Origin of the sequence: Roseimicrobium gellanilyticum (genome assembly GCF_003315205.1) — a bacterium.
In the GTDB taxonomy this organism is placed as follows: Bacteria; Verrucomicrobiota; Verrucomicrobiia; order Verrucomicrobiales; family Verrucomicrobiaceae; genus Roseimicrobium; species Roseimicrobium gellanilyticum.
This window is the reverse complement of the sequence record NZ_QNRR01000002.1, coordinates 53112-70955: the sequence shown is the minus strand read 5'-3', so window position 1 is coordinate 70955 and position 17844 is coordinate 53112. Positions and strand designations below refer to the sequence as shown.

The following is a 17844-nucleotide window of genomic DNA, read 5'->3' as shown; positions in this document are numbered from 1 at the left end:
CATGAGCACTGAACTCCAGGACGAAATCCCCGCAGAGGAAAAGAAGCGCACCCGCTTTCCGGTGTGGATCATCTTTGCCCTGCTGGCGGCGGTGGTGGGTGGGATGCTCTTGTTCAAGAAGGAAGAGCACTCCATGAATGTGCCGCTGGGCGTGGAGCAAGCGGCCATCGTGACCTACAGTGGACCCAAGCTGACGGTCACGCCGTACAAGTGGGGTGTGGCGGTGAATATGCGCATCGCCCGCATGACGGAGCAGGATGGCACACGTGTGTATGATGTGCGCTACATCGTGAATCGCGAGGGCACCTTTGACCTGAAGGACTACCTCGTCGCGGAGAATGGCAGCAAGCTGGATGGACTGCCTTCCTTCAAGTTCCACGGTGACCCCAAGCTCTCCAAGAATCTCGACTCTCGCATTCAAGAAACCGAAGAGGTGCGCGTGGATGTGGGCGGGCACTACTATGCCACGCTCGCGGGGTTGGGTGTCTTCTGGATTCTCTGGCTGCTGATGCTCATCTTCTTCCGCCGGCCGAAGAAGGTGGCTCCACCACCGCCCGCACCGCCGGGTCCCACGTTTGCAGAGATGCTGCGCGCGTACCTGCAGCAAATCGAAGCGGGCACCCTCGATGCCGAGGGGAAGGCGAAGATGGAGATGCTGCTGCTGCGTCGCTGGCGTGAAGACCTCGCGCTCGGAGATGTCTCCATGTATTCCGCCTTCGGAGCCATCAGCCAGAGTGACAAGACGGGCAAGGTGCTTCGTGACCTGCAGGAATGGCTGCACCGCCCCACCACCAGCGTGCGACGTGAGGACATCACCGCGCTGCTCAAACCATTCGCCACGCCATGACGTTTCTTCATCCCCAGTGGCTCGCCTTGCTGGCGATTCCGGTCATCCTCGCTTTTTGGGAGTGGGTGCGGCGCGGGCAGCCGATTGCGGTGCCGTTTGACCATGGGACACAGCGGCGCGGTCTCATCCTGCGCTTCTTCGTGCTGTGCGCGAACTGCCTGCCCTCGGTGCTGCTCGCCATCGGCATCATCTTCCTGGCACATCCCATCACCTTCCTGCCGCCGGAAGTAGAGCGTCAGCTCAACAACGTGCAGATCGTGCTGGATACCTCCGGCAGCATGGCGGAGAACCACGGCTCGCAGGAGAATGGACGGCACCGTCGATTCGACTCAGCGATGGATGCCATCCTGCAGTTCACCAACTACCGGCAGGGTGATGCCTTCGGCCTCACCATCTTCTCAAGGCACTTCATCCACTGGCTGCCGCTCACGCTGGATACACACTCGTTTGCGCTCGCGCGTCCCTTCATCCAGCCGAACAACCCGAAGCTCGATCCACCGTCGATGGGCCGGCATGGATTGCCGGATGAGCTGTGGGGCATCACGTACATCGGCAAGGCGCTCATGGGTGCGACCGAGCTGCTGGCGCAGCGTCCCACGGGGGACCGCATGATCATCCTCATCACGGATGGTGAGAGCAGCGACATCAAACCACCACTGGATGCGCCCATCATCGCGAAGCTGCAGGAGCAGGGCATCACGGTCTTCGGCATTCTCATGACGAATGAGCCCGTGGAGCCTGCGCTCGTGGGCATCGTACGCGCGACGGGAGGTGAAGTCTTCAACGCGGCCACACCGGAGGCACTGAAGATGGTCTTCGACCGCATCGACCAGATGAAGAAGGTCGTGGTGCTGGAGAAGAAGCCGCAGGTGGCGGACCACTACCGGCCCTTCTTCCCCGCTGCCATCGGAGCGCTGGCACTGGGAGTGCTCGCGCTCTTCGGGCTGCGGTTTACGCCGTGGTAACAGCTCCCACAATCGTGGGGCTGGCTAGTTGCTGACAGTCACCACCGTACCCACATCCACCACGTCATAGAGCGTGGCTGCCATTTCGCGAGGCAGCCGGATGCATCCGTGGGAGGCGGGTGAGCCGGGATTCGGGATATTCCCTGCGTGCATGCCGATGCCATTTCCCGTGAGTCTCATCCAGTAGGGCATGGACGCACCGACGAAACGGCAGCCGGGAGGGATGCGATCCACGCCCAAGGTGGCATCGGAGTCGACCACGTTCCCCTCGCCATCCACGATGATGCCATACTTGGACGAGTTCTTCTCCACCTTCTTCTCGCTCACGCGAAACGTTCCCCGGGGTGTGGGGTAGGCACTGCGGCCAGAGGCGACATAGGTCCAGCCGGCAGGCTCGTCCCCCTTGTAGATATAGGCTTTCTGTTCACTAAGGGCGATGCGGACCTTGGTGGGACCGGACGCATCCGTGGTGCCATGCCACTCATAGAGGGTCGGCTGCGGGGTGGCATTTGCGACGGGAGGCTTTCCCTGGCTGCCTGTATTGCTCGCGCAAGATGACAGCGTAGCGGCGGCGATCGTGCAGCACAAAAGTGCAAGACCACGCGCCATTTCATTCATGGATGAAGGGTGGGCTTTCATGGTAGTGGTATGCGCCGAAGGTCAGGCGTTGTATGCCATAAGATTCGCTAATCACTTGCCAGGTGGGTGTGTCTTGGGCGACAACTGCCGCACCGCAATCCTCAACTTCACCTTATCTTTTACCTGTGAAAATCGTCCGCTTTCTAGACCCCCTCGATCTGATCCGTTTCGGCGTGCTCCATGATGATGGCAGCATCACCCTTCTCGAAGGAGAAGTGTTTGGCGAGCATCGCGACTCCAAGACAAAAGCCGATGTAAAAAAGCTGCTGGCTCCCATCGCACCGGTGAGCATCCCCTGCATTGGACTGAACTACCGCCATCACGCCGCGGAGAGCAATGCCCCCATCCCGCAGCATCCCGTACTCTTCCACAAGGCGGTGAGCGCTCTGCAGCACCCCGGCGATCCCATCGATCTCCCCACCAAGCTCGCGAGCAGTCAGGTGGACTATGAGTGCGAGCTGGCGGTGGTGATTGGCAGGACATGCAAGAACGTGAGCAAGGCGGATGCGCTGAGCTATGTGCTGGGCTACACCTGCGCGAATGACGTGAGCGCGCGTGACTGGCAGAAGGATTGGGGTGGCAGCCAGTGGTGCCGTGGAAAAACCTTTGACACCTTCTGCCCGCTAGGCCCGTGCATCGTGACCCCGGATGAAATTCCGAATCCGAATGCGCTGCAGATCAAGACCATCGTGAATGGCGAGGTGCTGCAGGACTGGAACACGAGCGACATGATCTTCGACGTGCCCACGCTGATTGAATTCCTCAGCGGCAGCACCACGTTGCTCCCCGGCACGGTCATCCTTACCGGCACGCCACATGGCGTGGGCATGGCGCGCAAGCCGCCGCGTTGGCTGCAGCCGGGTGACAGCGTGACAATCTCCATTGAGGGCATCGGCGAGCTGACGAATCCGGTGCGACTGGAGGAGTAGTCACACTTCAGGATAGGAGGTTAGGGCTTCTGCCCTGACAGCGGTCGTTGGACTTTCCAGTCCGACGGGGACACAGCGCTCCCGCTGTTGGATGTCAATTGCTGTCAGGTCGGAAGACCCAACGCCCACTGTCGGGTCAGAAGACCCAACCTCCTTGCAGTGGCGACGTTCACTACCCGTTTCCTATGCGCGTGCTATAGGTCACCTCCATGAGCACCTCATCCTGCACTGGCGGTTGTCTTTGTGGCGCGATTCGTTATGAAGGCACCGGCACGCCGTACAATGTGAGCCACTGCCACTGCCTGGACTGTCGTCGTGCGAATGCTGCGCCGATGGTCACGTGGGTGTCCTTCGGCATCGATGACTTCCACTACATTCAGGGCTCGCCAAAAGAAATTCATTGGGCAGGACGCATCCGCAGCTTCTGCCCCGAGTGCGGCACACCTCTCACGTTTCTTTCTTCCGCACAGGCGACCGAGGTGGATGTGACGGTGTGCAGCCTGGACAATCCAGAATTCCTCACGCCGGCGGATCACACGTGGGTAGAAGATAGGCTGCCGTGGGTGCATGTGAGTGATGGGCTGCCCGCCTATCCGCGCGAGCGATCCAGCCATACCAAGCCGTGAATCGATTCCCCTTGGGCAATCGTATTCCACTATTCTCAGACTCATGAAAGCCATCGCCCTCACCCAAGCCCTGCCTCTCGATGATCCCAAGTGCTTCACGGAGCTCGAACTCCCGACGCCAACGCCGGGGCCGCGTGATCTGCTGGTACGAGTGCGAGCGGTGGCGCTGAATCCCATCGATACCAAGGTGCGCAAGCGTCGCGCGCCCGATGCCACCAAGCCAGCCATCCTTGGCTGGGACGCCGCCGGTGTGGTGGAGGCTGTAGGCGACGGGGTCACCCGCTTCAAGGCGGGCGATGAAGTGTGGTACGCCGGTGATGTCACCCGCGATGGCTGCAATGCGCAGTACCAGAGCGTGGATGAGCGCATCGTCGCGCACAAGCCGCGGCACCTGGATTTTCCCAAAGCTGCCTCCATGCCGCTCACGACCATCACTGCGTGGGAGGGCCTCTTTGACCGCATGGGATTCAATGCGGATCACCCGAAGCTGAATGAAGGCAAGAGTGTGCTCATCATCGGCGGCGCGGGTGGGGTGGGTTCCATCGCCATCCAGCTCGCCGCGCGTGTGGCGGGGCTCACCGTTGTGGCTACGGCCTCACGGGAAAACTCCGCTGCATGGTGCCGGGAGATGGGTGCCCAGCATGTCATCAATCACCAGAAACCCCTGCTCGCCCAGCTCAAGGAGATTGGTGTGGGAGAAGTGGATGGGATCTACAACTGCGCAGATGTGGACACCTACTGGGCTGGCATGGCGGAGGCGATTCGCCCGCAGGGGAAGATTTGCGCCATTGTGGATAATCGCGAACCGCTCAATCTCGCCCTGCTCAAGCCAAAGTGCGCCTCCTTCCACTGGGAATTCATGTTCGCCCGCCCCATGTACAAGACAGCCGACATGGAGGAGCAGCATCGCCTGCTGACTCGTGTGGCGGTGCTGATGGACCAGGGCATTCTCACCACGACGCATCGCGAGACGCTTGGCCCGCTGACGGCGGAGAACCTGCGCAGGGCGCACCAGCGGCAGGAAAGCGGCACGACCATTGGGAAGATGGCGCTGGTGGTGGAATAGCTGTTTCGCTCAACGAGGTGTCAGGTGCCGGATGAGAAAAGCTTCCATGGAATCATCTTCCGTCTTCGGACCTCCAGGATAGAGAAGGTGCAAGGGGACGCCGGCGGCTTTCGCGGGCTCCACCATGAGTGCACCGAAGAGGGCGGAGTGCGCGGGGTCACTCTGCGGGCTTCCCTTTTCCATGGCGCCAATCTCAGCCTGCCGGGGATAGTACAACAGCAAAGGAGGGTCCCCAGTACTGAGATGATGCAGGGGTGAGTATTCATCAATGAGTGGCTGCAATTCGGTGCGGGCTTTGAGGAAGGGTGGAAAGGCATCGGGACGCGACATGCCTTTCTTCTGCAGGCCGAAGGCATGGCCGCCATAGTTGCTGCCGGGCATCCACTCCAGCATGAGCTGTGGATCCAGCGTGGTCTGCGCCGCCTTCACCGCGACAGCGCTCAAGCGTGTGGACTCGCGGGCGATGGCATCCTTCGGGTCGGACTTCGCCAGGTCATCATGCAGGCCCAGCCACAAGGCGGTGCAGCCTCCAGCGGATACACCGGTAGCGCCGATGCGCCGTGGATCGAGTCCCCACTCCCCTGCCCTGCTTCTAAGAAGCTGGAGTGCACGGGCAGCGTCTTGCAGTGGCCACTGCACCGGGGGGTGCACAGGCTGCTGCACCGGAGGAGGCGCGCTTTCCGCCTGAGCATCACGAATGAATCGATAGTTCACGGAAGCCACGGAGATGCCCGTATCCAGCAGGCGTTTTACATCCAGGTGCCGGTGGATATCGTTTTTGTCACCCGCATTCCAACCACCACCGTGGATGTAGAGCACGAGAGGTGCTGGCTTCTGTGACTTTGTCTGCCACAGGTCCAGTGTCTGACGGAAGTGCGCACCATAGGGGACCTCAGTGAGATTTGGCAGGAGTTCGTGCGCGACATCGCTCTTCAGGTCTTCGCGCACTTCCTTGGGAGGCAGCCAGCCCGTGACCCGCTTCTCCTCGGGCTGATAGGCACAGGTGATGAAGTAGAGGCTGCTTGCCGCCGCCTTTGCAGGTGGCACCTGGACCTGGACCTGGGTCCATCCATCTGCGGACCAGGCTTCATAACCGTCCTCGGAGCTTTCAGACAAGGCCACGCCATTCAACCGGACATCGAGCTTACCGGGCTTCAAGGTGGGAAGGCGTAGACGGAAGCCGATGCCGTGCTTCAGCTCTGGAATGGGCTCAGCACTCTGCTTCGTCATGGCGGCATCGAGCGCCACCTTGATCTCCGGTCCGCTGCTGAGGAATGTTTCCAGCGCTGCCGCCTGCTCCGTGCCAATGAGAGGCGCGATGCGTGACGGGAGAGTCTTGTAGTCCCCTTGCAACGCCTTCTTCGCCTCAGGAGAAGTCGCGCAGACCAGCGTGGTGCGTCCCCATGTTTCCGGGTACAAGAATCCCATGCCCGCGTGCTCCTGCGCAGGCCATAGCTCCGCGCGACTGGCTCGTCGCTCCGTGGCATTGCGCCCCCACGTGGTGATGAAATGCCCGACCAGAGACTTCATGCGCTGCACGGGATAGCCGGGTGCGCGTTCGTCTTCCCACGTCTTGTTTCCCAACCGCAAGAGACCACGCATGCGCGCCACCGCGCTTTCCTCCCACGCGACCTCCATGGCCAGTATCATGGTGTGATATTTGAAGTAGCCGTACTGCGATGTGTAAAAGAGCGGCTGTCCACTCCACAATCTGCCCGCCTGTGCCGCCACCTCAGGACCCGAGAAAGAGCGTTGCGCATCTGCCTCGAAACGGTCCGAAGGAAATCCTGCCTCGCGGCCGGCAGTGATCATCGCCTCCGTCACCCGCCAGTCCCAGGGACGGAGCGTGAAGTTTGAGTAGGCGGATCCAGTCACCTCCGTCATCATCTGGCCCTGATACAGACGTCGCTGGCCGAGCTGCTCCGGCGCGTACTCCTGCAGTCCAATGCCGTGCAAATCGGCGTGCACCTCCGGCTGATACTCATCCATCACCGAGAGCACCGCCCCTATCTCCGGGGCGGACACCTCATTCATCAGCATCAGGTGGCGCACATCCAGGCTCTTCCCCAGCGGTCCAAGAGAAGTATAGGGGTCTACTCCTTTCGAGTTCCGGAAGCGGTCCGTGTGAAACATCGCCATGGGATTGATGACCGGCATGAAGAGCACAATCTGGCGGCGGCGCGTCTCGGCTGCCTCAGGCGAATCGCCGAGCAACCATTCCATGAGGGCAAGGCAGGCGGTGGCACCACTGTGCTCCGGACCGGAGTGCAGCGCGGTGACCAGGCATACTTGCTTGTCCACATCCGGCACGCTCATATCAGTCACCTTGGCGAGGTAAATGGGAAATCCCTCCGGTGACTCGTCGCGCTTTTGAAACGTGAATGTCTTTGGGTGCTTGGTGCGCCAATGCCGGAGTGTGGCTTCATACTCGTCCTGCGTGAGGCGCGGCACCAGGGGATACTTGGCTCGTGTGGCTGCCTGCGCCTGTTCTTCCTGCGGTGCATTGGCGGGTTCCGCAGGTGGCGCGGCTTGCGAAGCATGTGCGATGAGGATGCCGAATAGCGATAGCAGGTGGCGTTTCATGCGTGCGGTGAGGAGGGACAGGTACGCCACACGGACGCCATTCTTCAGTGGGACATCGTACTTGAGCCTTCGGCCACATTCCGTATCAGTGAAGCATGCTCAAAGTGTATACCTATGCAGGCTGCTCCACGTGCAAGTCCGCCACCAAATGGCTGAAGGCACAGGGCATTTCCTTTGATGAGAAGCCCATCCGTGAAACGCCACCTTCCGTGGCTGAGCTCAAGGCCATGCTGAAAGCGCGTGGTGATCTCAAGCCGCTCTTCAATACCTCCGGCCAGGACTACCGCGCCATGGGCATCAAGGACAAGCTTGCGGACATGAGTGAAGCGGATGCGCTGAAGCTGCTCTCTGAGCACGGCAATCTGGTGAAGCGGCCCTTCGCGCTCGACAAGGATGCGGGGGTGTACCTGGTGGGCTTCAAGGAGGAGGAGTGGGCGAAGGCGCTGAAGTAGGCGAGTTTTCAGTTTTAAGATTTAAGTTTTCAGGAATGAGGCCGGTGGGTTTTGTGAAATGCATCGGTGTGTCTGCATCTTGGCTTGCTTCGGTTACGGCGAGTGGGTAAGGAAGGGAGTAACACCCGCTTTCTCCTTATGGCCGAGTTCATTCCCATTTCCATCGACGGCAATCCGCACGTCTACATCCAGAGCTCACAGATTGTCTCCCTGACGGCGGGGTATGCGCCCGTTCCTTCCGAGGATGGCGACGAAGAAATCGAGTTCAACAATCCGCCCAGCGACGACGACATCTTCACCCTGTCCATCGCCATGGCAGACGGGCAGACGTTTGACCTGCGCGGTTCCGTGGCGGAAGTGACGTATGATTTGCTCACCGGTCATCCAAGGCCGACGCGTGGGGAGATTTGAGCAGCGAAAGAGCGCGACGATTCACCATCCCTCCACGCACTGTACGAGGCGGGGTTCCAGGGCGGGGTCCAGCCATGTGAGCACGTCGCCGAGGTCCTGCTCGGTCATTCCGGTGCAGCCTGCGGTGGATTCACCGGGACCGGGCCAGCGATGGAGGAAGATGCAGGAGCCGGCACCGGGGATGCGCTGGGGATTGTGCTCGACGAAAGCGCCCCAATAATACAACGAAGTGTAGCGCCGCATGGGCAGGTGTTCATTGTCCGGCCAGTCGCGCTGGACCTTGGTCACATCCACCACCTGGTTGTAGTAGCGGGAGTTGGGGTCCTCGATGCCGAAGATATCTGGTGAGAGGAATGTATAGGGCAGGCGCAAGTGTGCGGCCGCCTCTGGCGAAGCGAGACCGAAGGCAAAGGGAATACGGAAGATGCCTGCGGGGCTGCACCCGTCTCCTTCATGCTTGATGCGGAAACCTTCCGGTGGCGGATCCGAGTGCTCACCGATGCCCCACGCGAGGCCATTGCGACCCAGGGTCACATCGATGGGGCCACGATGAAGTCTCCATGAGCCGCCCTCGTCCCTGCGCTCCATGAGCCACAACTTCGCCGTGATGGAAGTCTCATGCGGCGAGACCACCAGCATGATCTGCCGGCACGCGGGAGGCAGTTCACGAGCGAAGCGCTCGGGGATTCGTGATGCCGGGTTCATGAGGGTGCGGTCGAACAGCCAACCCACCAGCGCTACCACCAGCACGCCGGCCACCGCAGCGAGGGTGAAGATGAGTGGGGTGCGCTCCGAGGACATGGTGCATGATGACACAGGCCTGCGCCGGGGCCAAACGCATCCTTGTAACCAAGCGCGGGACGGCGTCGTCTAGGGAAGTGTGGCGCGCCAGCCTCCTCTAGCGTATCCACTCCGGCCCTTTCCATTCCCCCACCCCATGCGTCGACTTTCCGCCCTGCTCGCTCTCGCCTTCTGCTTCCAGCTTGCCCTCGCTGAAACCTGCACGGCGCAGGCCATCGATGGACTGGTGACCTTCGGCGACAGTCTCTCGGACATGGGAAATCGCTCGGTGGAAACGAGGAAGCCGGACATCAAATTCCGCGAGAACTGGGTGAAGGTACTCGCGGGTCCCGGGTTGCTGAATGTCCCGGACTTCAAGCCCTCGGGCATGTCCTACTACTACGGCGGCACGAACTATGCCGTGGGCGGCGCGACCACGGAGGCCACTGCGGCGATGAACAAGGATCGCAACCGTGGCCAGCATCTCACGCAGCAGGTCTCGAAGCGTTATCTCAATCCCGCTTTCAACAAGGATGGGGTGAAGAAGAATGCGCTGCACGTGATTGTCATCGGCACGAATGACCTCATGCTCGCCTCCATCGGCCTCGACCAGATTGCGACGAAGTGGGCCAAGCTGGATGCGGTGGGTGTGGCCGTGGCGAAGAGCACGGAGTCCCAAATCCAGGCGCTCGCGGGTGCGGGCGTGCGGCACGTGATGTGGGGTGACCTCTTCGATGTGGCGCAGGCACCCTCCGTGGCGATGCGTGCGAAGCCCTTTGGTGTGGAGGTGTCCGGCGTGTATCTTGCAGCCATCACGCGTGCGGTGCAGGCGCACAACACCGAGATGGATGCGGCCATCGCGCGCCTGCAGAAGGCGAATCCGGGACTCACCCTCACGAAGCTGGATCTGCATGCGCGTTTCGCGGATGTGGCAAAGGACCCGGCGAAGTACGGCTTCGTGGAAGTGACGAAGGGCGCGAATGATGACAAGCATCTCTTCTCCGCGGATGGTCTGCACCCCACCACGCAAGCGCACAAGATGCTGGCGCAGTATGCGTATGAGGTGCTGATGAAGCCGGTGGCGCAGAGTGCGCAGTAGATGGAGACGGGCAGTGGCATTTTCTCGCATTGCCCTCCCTCCGGCTTTCTGCCAGTCTCATGCAGCCCGCATCACCTGCCATGCATGCCATTGCCCGTTGCCTGCTTCCTCTTTTGTTTCTCGCCGTCACCTGCATGGCGGAGGAGCCGGTTTGGGAGGACCTGGAGCTCGATAATTCAGCCTATGACTGGCATCGAGAATTCATGCCGGGTGATCCCGATCACACGTTCAAGAAAGACCCCTGGACCTCCACGGCATTGATGCTGGCCGGGCAAAAGGCGGTGCCTCACACTGGGCCACCTCTTCCCATGGCAGACATGTTTGCCAATACCTCCATGGATCGGATGCTGCTGAAGGCTTTGGGCATTCCAGCAAAAGGCCAGAGGAAAGGAGTGCTCTGTCCTGCAACTCCGGAATCCGGAGGACTGGACATGGTGGTGGCAAAATTCAAATCCGGCGTCGAGTTTGAAATCCGCATATGCAAGTGTGTTTGGGTGCTCATTCCGGCTGAGCCCATCAAAGACCTGGAGGAGTTCCAAAGGAAACTCGGAATCAGCCTGACGCGCTATCCGGCCAGCGTAGTGAAAAGCGTAGTGCCTCCCGAGGCATCGTCAGTTCGGGCCCAAATTGTAGGCACCGACATTCCGCCCTACCTTGCGGACGCCACCATTCATGAAACACCAAAGGGACTGATCCTCGCTGGTTCCATCATCCTGGAGCCGCCACCAAGGCCCCTCTCCCATCAGATATGGGATAACCGCCAGTGGTTTCCGCGGAAAACCCGCTGACCCATACATCGCATCACACGATATTCTTCCCCATGCATCGCCGTCACTTCCTACATACTGCCCTGGCCTCCGCGCTCGCATCCATTCCCGCGATTGCTGCGGGGGAACGCAAGCCGCGCATCGTGTTGCGCTCGTCCTGGCAGACGGTGAATATCGGGGACATCGGTCATACACCGGGTGTGCTCGCGTTGATTGAGAAGCATCTGCCGGAGATGGAGGTCATCCTGTGGCCGATGAATGTGGAGAATGGCGTGGAGGAGATGCTGAAGAAGCGCTTTCCGAAACTCACCATCACGAAGGACAAGAGCGAGGTCTTCGCGTGTGATTTCCTCCTGCATGGCTCGGGTCCGTATCTCACGGCGCATCGTGATGTGGCGGAGTGGAAGAAGGAAACCGGCAAGCCATACGGAGTGTACGGCATCACCATGGCTCCTGCGGGAGACCCGGGCATGAAGATCATGCGGAACAACGGTCTCGATGACAACTGCCGCGCGCTGCTGGATACGGCGAGCTTTGTCTTCCTGCGCGACAGCCGTTCACTGAAGGTGGTGAAGGACGGCGGCGTGAAGTGTCCCATCATCGATTTCGGACCGGATGGCGCGTTCGGCTGCGACTTGCGCAATGATGAGGCTGCGCTTGCCTTCATGAAGCAGCATGGATTGGAGGAGGGTAAATTCTTCTGCACCATACCGAACCTGCGCAATGCGCCGTATTGGAAGGTGAAGAAGGGTTATGCGTTTGATGAGAACAAGCAGCGTCGCAATGACGAGATGAAGGACCATGACCACGTGCTGCTGCGTGAGGCCATCATCGCCGTGACGCGGGAGACAGACATGAAGGTGCTGGTGTGTCCCGAGGATTCCACCCAGATGGAGGATGGCAAACTGCTCATCGTGGACCCGCTGCCAAATGACGTGAAGGCCAAGGTGGTGTGGCGCAAGAACTTCTGGCTCACGGATGAAGCGCTCAGCACCTATGTGCGCAGCGCCGGCCTCTTCGGCAATGAGATGCACAGCCCCATCATGTGCATCGGCAATGGTGTGCCTGCGATTGTGTGCCGCTTCGTGGAGCAGACGACGAAGGGTTTTATGTGGCAGGACATCGGTCTAGGTGACTGGTTGTTTGATTTGGATAACACGGAGGACCGTCTGCGTTTGCCCAGCACCGTGCTGGCGATGGCGAAGGACCCTGCGGCAGCGAAAGCGAAAGCGGCGAAGGCACGCGAGGTGGTGCAGGGACACCAGAAGAGGACGATGGAGGTGCTGCGGAAGGCGGCGGGTGGAAGCCCAACGTAGCTCGCGAGTCCCTTCGCGAGGCTTTTTGCGCTCTGAAATACACTCGCGTGGTGCGTTCGCTCTGTGCATCTCAACCTCCTTCGCAGCCGCAACGTTGGTGCAGGGAGTTAGCCGGGTTGTGGAGACGATTCCGGTTAACCGCAAAGGGGCACAGAGGCAAAGGACGCAGAGGATTGGTTGGGTTTTGCATGTGGGTGTTGGTTACGTCGTGCGATGCAGAGGAGGCAGAGACGCAGCGAGGGCTCACCTCCAACGTAGCTCGCGAGTCCCTTCGCGAGGTTTGCATTCTGAGATACACGCGTGAGATCCGTTCGCGCTGTGTGCCAGGAAGTCGGGTCTCCTGACCGGACAGCGTCCGGCGGGTTTTCCTACCCGCCAGAAATTTGAAAGACACGAGTGCGTGTTGAACTGCCTCTGAGCAACACACAGAAGTGCTTGGTCGTTCCTTCGAATGTCTTCGCGTACTCACGCCACTCGCACGACGGGTCGGGAGACCCATCGGACGCTGTCCGGTCAGGAGACCCGACTTCCTGCTGAAGCTACACTTCGTCTCTTTGGTTAACCGGAAGCGACTCTGTGGCATTACTCGCGAGGTTTTGCCTCTTGAAATACACTCGCGAAGGGACTCGCGAGCTACGTTGATTCGCGCTACCGCGAACTCCGTATCACTCCGCGCACGCCTTTCAGGTCCTTCATCACGGGGCCCATGCTCCAGATGATGAAGCCAGCACTATTGGCACGGCGGGGGCCTATTTTTTTCTCCAGCTCCAGCTGGCGCGCGATCTCACTGGCGGGCCACTTGTGGCTGCCGCCCATGCGGTCGGCGGCGATGCTGGGGATGATGGGCACGCCGCGGGGATTGGCCTGCGGGCTACGCCACCACCGCAGGAGGGCGGAGTAGCTCTGCGGACCGGCATCGGCCCAGTAGAGCTGCGGGGAGAGGTAATCAATCCAGCCCTCGCGCATCCACACGAGCGGGTCGGAGTAGATTTCCATCACCTGGTCGAGCTGGGCATCCACGCCGGGGGGCACATTCGGACGCCAGATGCCGAAGGGACTCACGCCAAAACGTTTGCCCGAGCCGGAGACCACCCCGTGCAGATCGCGCACGAGGGAGTGCACGTTGTTACGACGCCAGTCGCCGCGGCTCTGGCCCTTGCCATACTTCGCATAGGTCGCGTCATCGGGGAAGGTGCCACGCGGGATGCCGCTGCCGGGGTAGGGATAGAAATAGTCATCAATCACCACGCCGGCCACGTCGTAGCGATTCACGATGTCCTGCACCACGCGCACCACATGCTGGCGCACGGCGGGCTCGCCGGGGTCCATCCAGAGCATGGAGCCCACGCGGCGCACCGCGCCGGGCATGGTATTCGTGATGTGATTGCGCGCACGCGTCACTTTGCTGCTGGTCGCTGCGCGGTAGGGATTGATCCACGCGTGAATGGCGATGCCCTTCGCACGTCCCTCGGCGATGAAGGTGGCGAGTGGGTCATAACCCGGATCCACCCCTTGGGCTCCCGAGACGAAGCGGCTCCACGGCTCAAGGCGCGAACGATACAACGCATCCCCTTCTGGCCGCACCTGGACCATGAGGGCATTCAACCCGCTCGCCTCCGCCAGGCTCACAATGCGGCGAATCTGCATCTGCTGGGCTTCGGCGGGAAGTGCAGCCTCGGAGGGGAAGTTCAAGTTGTGTACGGAGGCGACCCAGGCGGAACGCATCTCGGCGTGGAGGGATGCGGAGGGTGCAGCTACCGCGAGGAGCAGCGTGGCAACCAGGGCGCGGACGGGGTTGGGAAGGGTTCGGGCGAGCATAGGGGGTGGGACGCAATGCGGTGTCCAAGTATTCGCGGTTCGGGCTATCCTGCCAGCAAGACCTTGCAAAGAAACACCATCTCCCCGCGCATTCCCGCCCCTTCTTCCCTGCATGCTCCCCCGTTGCCAAGCGTATCTCTTTCTGCGAGACTAGACTGTAGCGGCAGGCCCGATTCCCGCTCTTTGCCACTGACCCACCGCTCACCGTCGCACCGCTCACCGAAAATGTCTTCCCGCACGCCAGCCGAATCCGAGACCACCAGCGAGCCAGCGCCCGCTTCGCCGACGCCACCCGCTGAGGGACTGCCGAACGCGCTGACGCCGGAGGAGCACACGGGCATTCGCGTCGGCTCGCCCTCGCATGCGGCGGCAGGGGTACCGGCGGTGCTGTCCTCGCTGAATCATGTCTTCACCCAGGCGGGCGTGGTGCGTGGCACGCAGGCCATGCTGAAGCTGAACCAGAAGAACGGCTTCGACTGCCCCTCCTGCGCCTGGCCGGACCCGGATGACCATCGTGCGCCCACCGAGTTCTGTGAGAATGGGGCCAAGGCCATCGCCGCCGAGACCACGCTGAAGCGCGTGACGCCGGAGTTCTGCGCGCAGTACAGCGTGCGTGAACTCGCGGAGCAGTCCGACTACTGGCTGGAGCAGCAGGGCCGACTCACCCACCCCATGCTGCTGGAAGCTGGCGAGGGCGCCACGCATTACAAGCAGGTGTCCTGGGACGAGGCCTTCAACATCATGGCGGCCGAGCTGAACAAACTCGCCTCGCCGGATGAGGCCGTCTTCTACACCAGCGGACGCGCCAGCAATGAGGCAGCGTTCCTCTACCAGCTCTTCGTCCGCCAGTACGGCACGAACAACCTGCCCGACTGCTCCAACATGTGCCACGAGTCGAGCGGCGCTGCGCTGAAGGAAACGCTCGGCGTGGGCAAGGGCACCGTGAAGCTTGCCGATTTCGACAAGGCGGACACCATCATCGTGGTCGGCCAGAATCCCGGCACGAACCACCCACGCATGCTCAGCGCCCTGCAGAGCGCCGTGCGTCACGGGGCGAAGATCATCTCCGTGAATCCCCTGCGCGAGGCGGGCCTGCTGGGCTTCAAGCATCCGCAGGAAGTCATCGGCATGATGGGCCTCGCCACGAAGCTCACCAGCCAGTATCTCCAGGTGCGCATCAATGGCGACATGGCCCTCTTCCGCGGCATCGCGAAGGCGCTGCTCGGCATGGAACGGGAGAACCCCGGCAAGGTGCTCGACCAGACCTTCATCAAGGATCGCACCATCGGCTACGAAGCCTATCGCAAGCAGGTGGAAGCCACGAAGTGGGAGGAGATTGAAAAACACAGCGGCATTGAGCGCGCGGAGATCAAGAAGGCCGCACAGCAGATTGCCTCCGGCTCGCGGAAGTTCATTTCCTGCTGGGCCATGGGCCTCACGCAGCATCGCAATGCCGTCGCCACCATCCAGGAGGTCGTGCACGTGCATCTCATGCTCGGCGCCGTGGCACGCGAGGGCGCAGGCCTCTGCCCCGTGCGCGGCCACAGCAATGTGCAGGGCGACCGCACCATGGGCATCTTCGAAAAGATGCCGGACTCGTTCCTGGATAGTCTCGGGAAAGTCTTCGGCTTCACCCCGCCGCGGCACCACGGCTGGGACACCTGCATGGCCATCAAGGCGATGCATGAGGGGCAGGGAAAGTTTTTCCTCGGCCTCGGTGGGAACTTCCTCTCCGCCACGCCGGACACCGAGTTCACCGCTGCTGCGTTGCGGAACTGCAATCTCACCGCGCACATCTCCACGAAGCTGAACCGCAGCCACCTCATCACCGGGAAGCGCGCCCTCATCCTCCCCTGCCTCGGCCGCTCGGAAGTGGACCTGCAGAATGGCATGGAGCAGTTCGTCACCGTGGAGAATTCCATGGGCATCGTGCACATGAGCCAGGGCCGCCTCACGCCGCCCAGCGACCAGTGCCTGAGCGAGACCGCCATCGTCGCCCGCCTCGCCGAGGCCACGTTGAAAGGCCGCAGCACCGTGCCCTGGCGCGAGCTCTACGGAAACTACGACCTCATCCGCGACAAGGTGGAGGCCGTGATCCCCGGCTTCGAGAACTTCAACGAACGCGTGCGCACGCCCGGCGGCTTCTATTTGTATAACGCCGCCCGCGAAGGTGTCTTCAACACGCCCACTGGCAACGGACGCGCCGTCTTCACGTCCCATCCCCTCACCTCCCTGGAGGCTGGCCCCGGTCAGTTGGTGCTGCAAACCTTCCGCAGCCACGACCAATTCAACACCACCGTCTACGGCCTGCACGACCGCTACCGCGGCATCAGCAACGAACGCCGCATTGTGTTCTTGAATCCGGAGGATATGAAGGCCCGCGGTATCGGCCCCGTAAAGCCCGTGGACATCACGAGCCACTGGAACGGCGAGACCCGAGTCGCGCGGAACTTCTTGGCGATTCCGTATGATATTCCGGCGGGCACAGCGGCGGCCTATTTCCCGGAGGCGAATGTGCTGGTGCCGGTGGATAGCACGGCGGAGGTGAGCAATACGCCGACGTCGAAGGGGGTGTTGGTGACGGTGGAGAGGGTGTAAATAACGCGCATCAAGACAAAAAGCACACTATCACCTCCGCTGATGACCCCACTAGGATTGGCAAAGCGCAGCGAGAACCCGGGCAGGGTCTTTGTCGTGATCCGGTCCTATCTTTTAGAAGCCACAGCAGGACAGGGCACGGTTATTCTCCAGTTACTGTCCGATCACTTTGATAAAACGTTTGGAAAGACGGGCCGCATCCCAACACCATTGTTTCTCAATGACCTTCACTATTTCTTTTGTGGCACAGGAAGGATGAAGGCCAATGCGACGGCACAACGGAATGCACTTCTCGTTCCATATCAGGCGCCCGCTGATTCTAAAGAGCTACGACTTCGAGAATGCGACAAGAATGTCGAAACCATTACCCAGCATATGAGAGAAGACATTCGTGAAATTGCTGAAGAGTGCCTAGCCGACATGGTCCATGAAAATCTGCGAGAACAGACACAGTCATTCTTCCGGTCTTGCCTCGCGGAGTTTTTCAAGGAGGGCCCCGTTCAATTGCTGCAACACACCTTAATTCGAGAAATAAAAGACTCAGTCAGCTCCGACTTCCGCACCCTACTGGCTGAGACCGCGAAGGACGAAAGAATTCGAATCCAAGAAGCACTCACCCAACAAACGGTCCAATCCCTTCGCGAAGATCTACAAGCAGGCATATCCGCCATGTTCAAAGGGGCAATGCCTACAGACCTACGAGAGACTGTGCGAGTCGAGTTTAGAGATTGGCTGATGCGTGCGCTTCAAGAAGAGCGCGACACAATTCGTGAACACTACATGGAAGAGGTTCGACAAGAATTGCGGGAGGAGATCCGTGAAGAAGTTAGAAACGAAGTAAAACAAGAACTCATACAGCGTCTACTTGCGAATCCCGACTCCATTAAACAGTTACTTGCCCCTTCTTGAGTATACCCGCCAGAACTCAGGCCAAGCCCATCGAGATCA

Annotated in this window: 16 protein-coding genes; 12 read left to right on the top strand and 4 right to left on the bottom strand. The window is 60.7% G+C overall.

All coding sequences use genetic code 11. The features are described 5' to 3' along the window. The first annotated feature begins 1 nt into the window (after position 1). The gene (locus DES53_RS05595; protein ID WP_113957257.1) at positions 2-847 is read left to right on the top strand and encodes a hypothetical protein; all 846 of its coding nucleotides are present in this window, start codon (positions 2-4) and stop codon (positions 845-847) included. Continuing rightward, positions 844-1812 carry a vWA domain-containing protein gene (locus DES53_RS05590; RefSeq protein WP_113957256.1) on the top strand — a complete coding sequence of 323 codons (969 nt, stop codon included), beginning with the start codon at positions 844-846 and terminating at the stop codon, positions 1810-1812. Before DES53_RS05595 ends, DES53_RS05590 begins: the two co-directional genes overlap by 4 nt. Positions 1813-1836: 24 nt before the next feature. Here DES53_RS05590 and DES53_RS05585 read toward each other — a convergent pair whose 3' ends face one another. Then, a complete protein-coding gene (locus DES53_RS05585) occupies positions 1837-2451 on the bottom strand; it encodes a L,D-transpeptidase family protein (RefSeq protein ID WP_113957255.1) in 615 nt (204 codons plus the stop codon). A gap of 125 nt (positions 2452-2576) precedes the next feature. On the opposite strand from DES53_RS05585, the gene DES53_RS05580 reads away from it, so the two are divergent. The 3 genes from DES53_RS05580 (at position 2577) to DES53_RS05570 (ending at position 5072) form a co-directional block, all read left to right on the top strand. Beyond that, positions 2577-3380: a fumarylacetoacetate hydrolase family protein gene (locus DES53_RS05580; protein ID WP_113957254.1), complete on the top strand. Its 804-nt coding sequence runs from the start codon at positions 2577-2579 to the stop codon at positions 3378-3380. A 209-nt stretch (positions 3381-3589) separates the two neighbouring features. Continuing rightward, complete coding sequence (locus DES53_RS05575; protein ID WP_113957253.1) at positions 3590-4006, top strand: GFA family protein; 417 nt, start codon at positions 3590-3592, stop codon at positions 4004-4006. Positions 4007-4049: 43 nt separating this feature from the next. Next, positions 4050-5072: a zinc-binding alcohol dehydrogenase family protein gene (locus DES53_RS05570; RefSeq protein WP_113957252.1), complete on the top strand. Its 1023-nt coding sequence runs from the start codon at positions 4050-4052 to the stop codon at positions 5070-5072. Between the two features lie 9 nt (positions 5073-5081). Here the strand turns inward: DES53_RS05570 and DES53_RS05565 are convergent, their stop codons facing one another. Further along, a complete protein-coding gene (locus DES53_RS05565; protein ID WP_113957251.1) occupies positions 5082-7655 on the bottom strand; it encodes an alpha/beta hydrolase fold domain-containing protein in 2574 nt (857 codons plus the stop codon). Positions 7656-7750: 95 nt separating this feature from the next. Between DES53_RS05565 and DES53_RS05560 the strand changes: the two genes are divergently transcribed. Continuing rightward, positions 7751-8107, top strand: coding sequence for an arsenate reductase family protein (locus DES53_RS05560; RefSeq protein ID WP_113957250.1), 357 nt, complete (start codon positions 7751-7753; stop codon positions 8105-8107). A gap of 138 nt (positions 8108-8245) precedes the next feature. Next, positions 8246-8518 carry a hypothetical protein gene (locus DES53_RS05555; RefSeq protein WP_113957249.1) on the top strand — a complete coding sequence of 91 codons (273 nt, stop codon included), beginning with the start codon at positions 8246-8248 and terminating at the stop codon, positions 8516-8518. Positions 8519-8539: 21 nt separating this feature from the next. Here DES53_RS05555 and DES53_RS05550 read toward each other — a convergent pair whose 3' ends face one another. After that, positions 8540-9319, bottom strand: a complete 780-nt coding sequence (locus DES53_RS05550) for a L,D-transpeptidase family protein (RefSeq protein ID WP_113957248.1) — start codon at positions 9317-9319, stop codon at positions 8540-8542. Between the two features lie 136 nt (positions 9320-9455). Between DES53_RS05550 and DES53_RS05545 the strand changes: the two genes are divergently transcribed. From DES53_RS05545 to DES53_RS05535, 3 genes are read left to right on the top strand one after another with little or no spacing between them, the layout of a single operon-like run. After that, positions 9456-10397 (top strand): SGNH/GDSL hydrolase family protein, encoded by a 942-nt coding sequence (locus DES53_RS05545; RefSeq protein WP_113957247.1) that lies wholly within the window; start codon positions 9456-9458, stop codon positions 10395-10397. Positions 10398-10456: 59 nt separating this feature from the next. After that, positions 10457-11185: a hypothetical protein gene (locus tag DES53_RS05540; RefSeq protein WP_113957246.1), complete on the top strand. Its 729-nt coding sequence runs from the start codon at positions 10457-10459 to the stop codon at positions 11183-11185. A gap of 32 nt (positions 11186-11217) precedes the next feature. Further along, complete coding sequence (locus tag DES53_RS05535) at positions 11218-12480, top strand: polysaccharide pyruvyl transferase family protein (protein ID WP_113957245.1); 1263 nt, start codon at positions 11218-11220, stop codon at positions 12478-12480. Between the two features lie 648 nt (positions 12481-13128). On the opposite strand, the gene DES53_RS05530 is transcribed toward DES53_RS05535, so the two are convergent. After that, complete coding sequence (locus DES53_RS05530) at positions 13129-14298, bottom strand: glycoside hydrolase family 10-like protein (RefSeq protein ID WP_170156880.1); 1170 nt, start codon at positions 14296-14298, stop codon at positions 13129-13131. A gap of 225 nt (positions 14299-14523) precedes the next feature. On the opposite strand from DES53_RS05530, the gene DES53_RS05525 reads away from it, so the two are divergent. Together DES53_RS05525 and DES53_RS05520 are read left to right on the top strand one after the other, a co-directional pair. After that, positions 14524-16896, top strand: coding sequence for an FdhF/YdeP family oxidoreductase (locus DES53_RS05525; RefSeq protein WP_113957243.1), 2373 nt, complete (start codon positions 14524-14526; stop codon positions 16894-16896). Between the two features lie 42 nt (positions 16897-16938). Further along, on the top strand, positions 16939-17805 hold the full coding sequence (locus DES53_RS05520; RefSeq protein WP_113957242.1) for a hypothetical protein: 867 nt from the start codon (positions 16939-16941) through the stop codon (positions 17803-17805). Positions 17806-17844 lie beyond the last annotated feature (39 nt).

Coding starts and splice junctions, on each gene's coding strand:
- DES53_RS05595 (WP_113957257.1), top strand. CDS start 2: ATGAGCACTGAACTCCAGGACGAAATCCCCGCAGAGGAAAAGAAGCGC.
- DES53_RS05590 (WP_113957256.1), top strand. CDS start 844: ATGACGTTTCTTCATCCCCAGTGGCTCGCCTTGCTGGCGATTCCGGTC.
- DES53_RS05585 (WP_113957255.1), bottom strand. CDS start 2,451: ATGAAAGCCCACCCTTCATCCATGAATGAAATGGCGCGTGGTCTTGCA.
- DES53_RS05575 (WP_113957253.1), top strand. CDS start 3,590: ATGAGCACCTCATCCTGCACTGGCGGTTGTCTTTGTGGCGCGATTCGT.
- DES53_RS05570 (WP_113957252.1), top strand. CDS start 4,050: ATGAAAGCCATCGCCCTCACCCAAGCCCTGCCTCTCGATGATCCCAAG.
- DES53_RS05565 (WP_113957251.1), bottom strand. CDS start 7,655: ATGAAACGCCACCTGCTATCGCTATTCGGCATCCTCATCGCACATGCT.
- DES53_RS05560 (WP_113957250.1), top strand. CDS start 7,751: ATGCTCAAAGTGTATACCTATGCAGGCTGCTCCACGTGCAAGTCCGCC.
- DES53_RS05555 (WP_113957249.1), top strand. CDS start 8,246: ATGGCCGAGTTCATTCCCATTTCCATCGACGGCAATCCGCACGTCTAC.
- DES53_RS05550 (WP_113957248.1), bottom strand. CDS start 9,319: ATGTCCTCGGAGCGCACCCCACTCATCTTCACCCTCGCTGCGGTGGCC.
- DES53_RS05545 (WP_113957247.1), top strand. CDS start 9,456: ATGCGTCGACTTTCCGCCCTGCTCGCTCTCGCCTTCTGCTTCCAGCTT.
- DES53_RS05540 (WP_113957246.1), top strand. CDS start 10,457: ATGCAGCCCGCATCACCTGCCATGCATGCCATTGCCCGTTGCCTGCTT.
- DES53_RS05535 (WP_113957245.1), top strand. CDS start 11,218: ATGCATCGCCGTCACTTCCTACATACTGCCCTGGCCTCCGCGCTCGCA.
- DES53_RS05530 (WP_170156880.1), bottom strand. CDS start 14,298: ATGCTCGCCCGAACCCTTCCCAACCCCGTCCGCGCCCTGGTTGCCACG.
- DES53_RS05525 (WP_113957243.1), top strand. CDS start 14,524: ATGTCTTCCCGCACGCCAGCCGAATCCGAGACCACCAGCGAGCCAGCG.
- DES53_RS05520 (WP_113957242.1), top strand. CDS start 16,939: ATGACCCCACTAGGATTGGCAAAGCGCAGCGAGAACCCGGGCAGGGTC.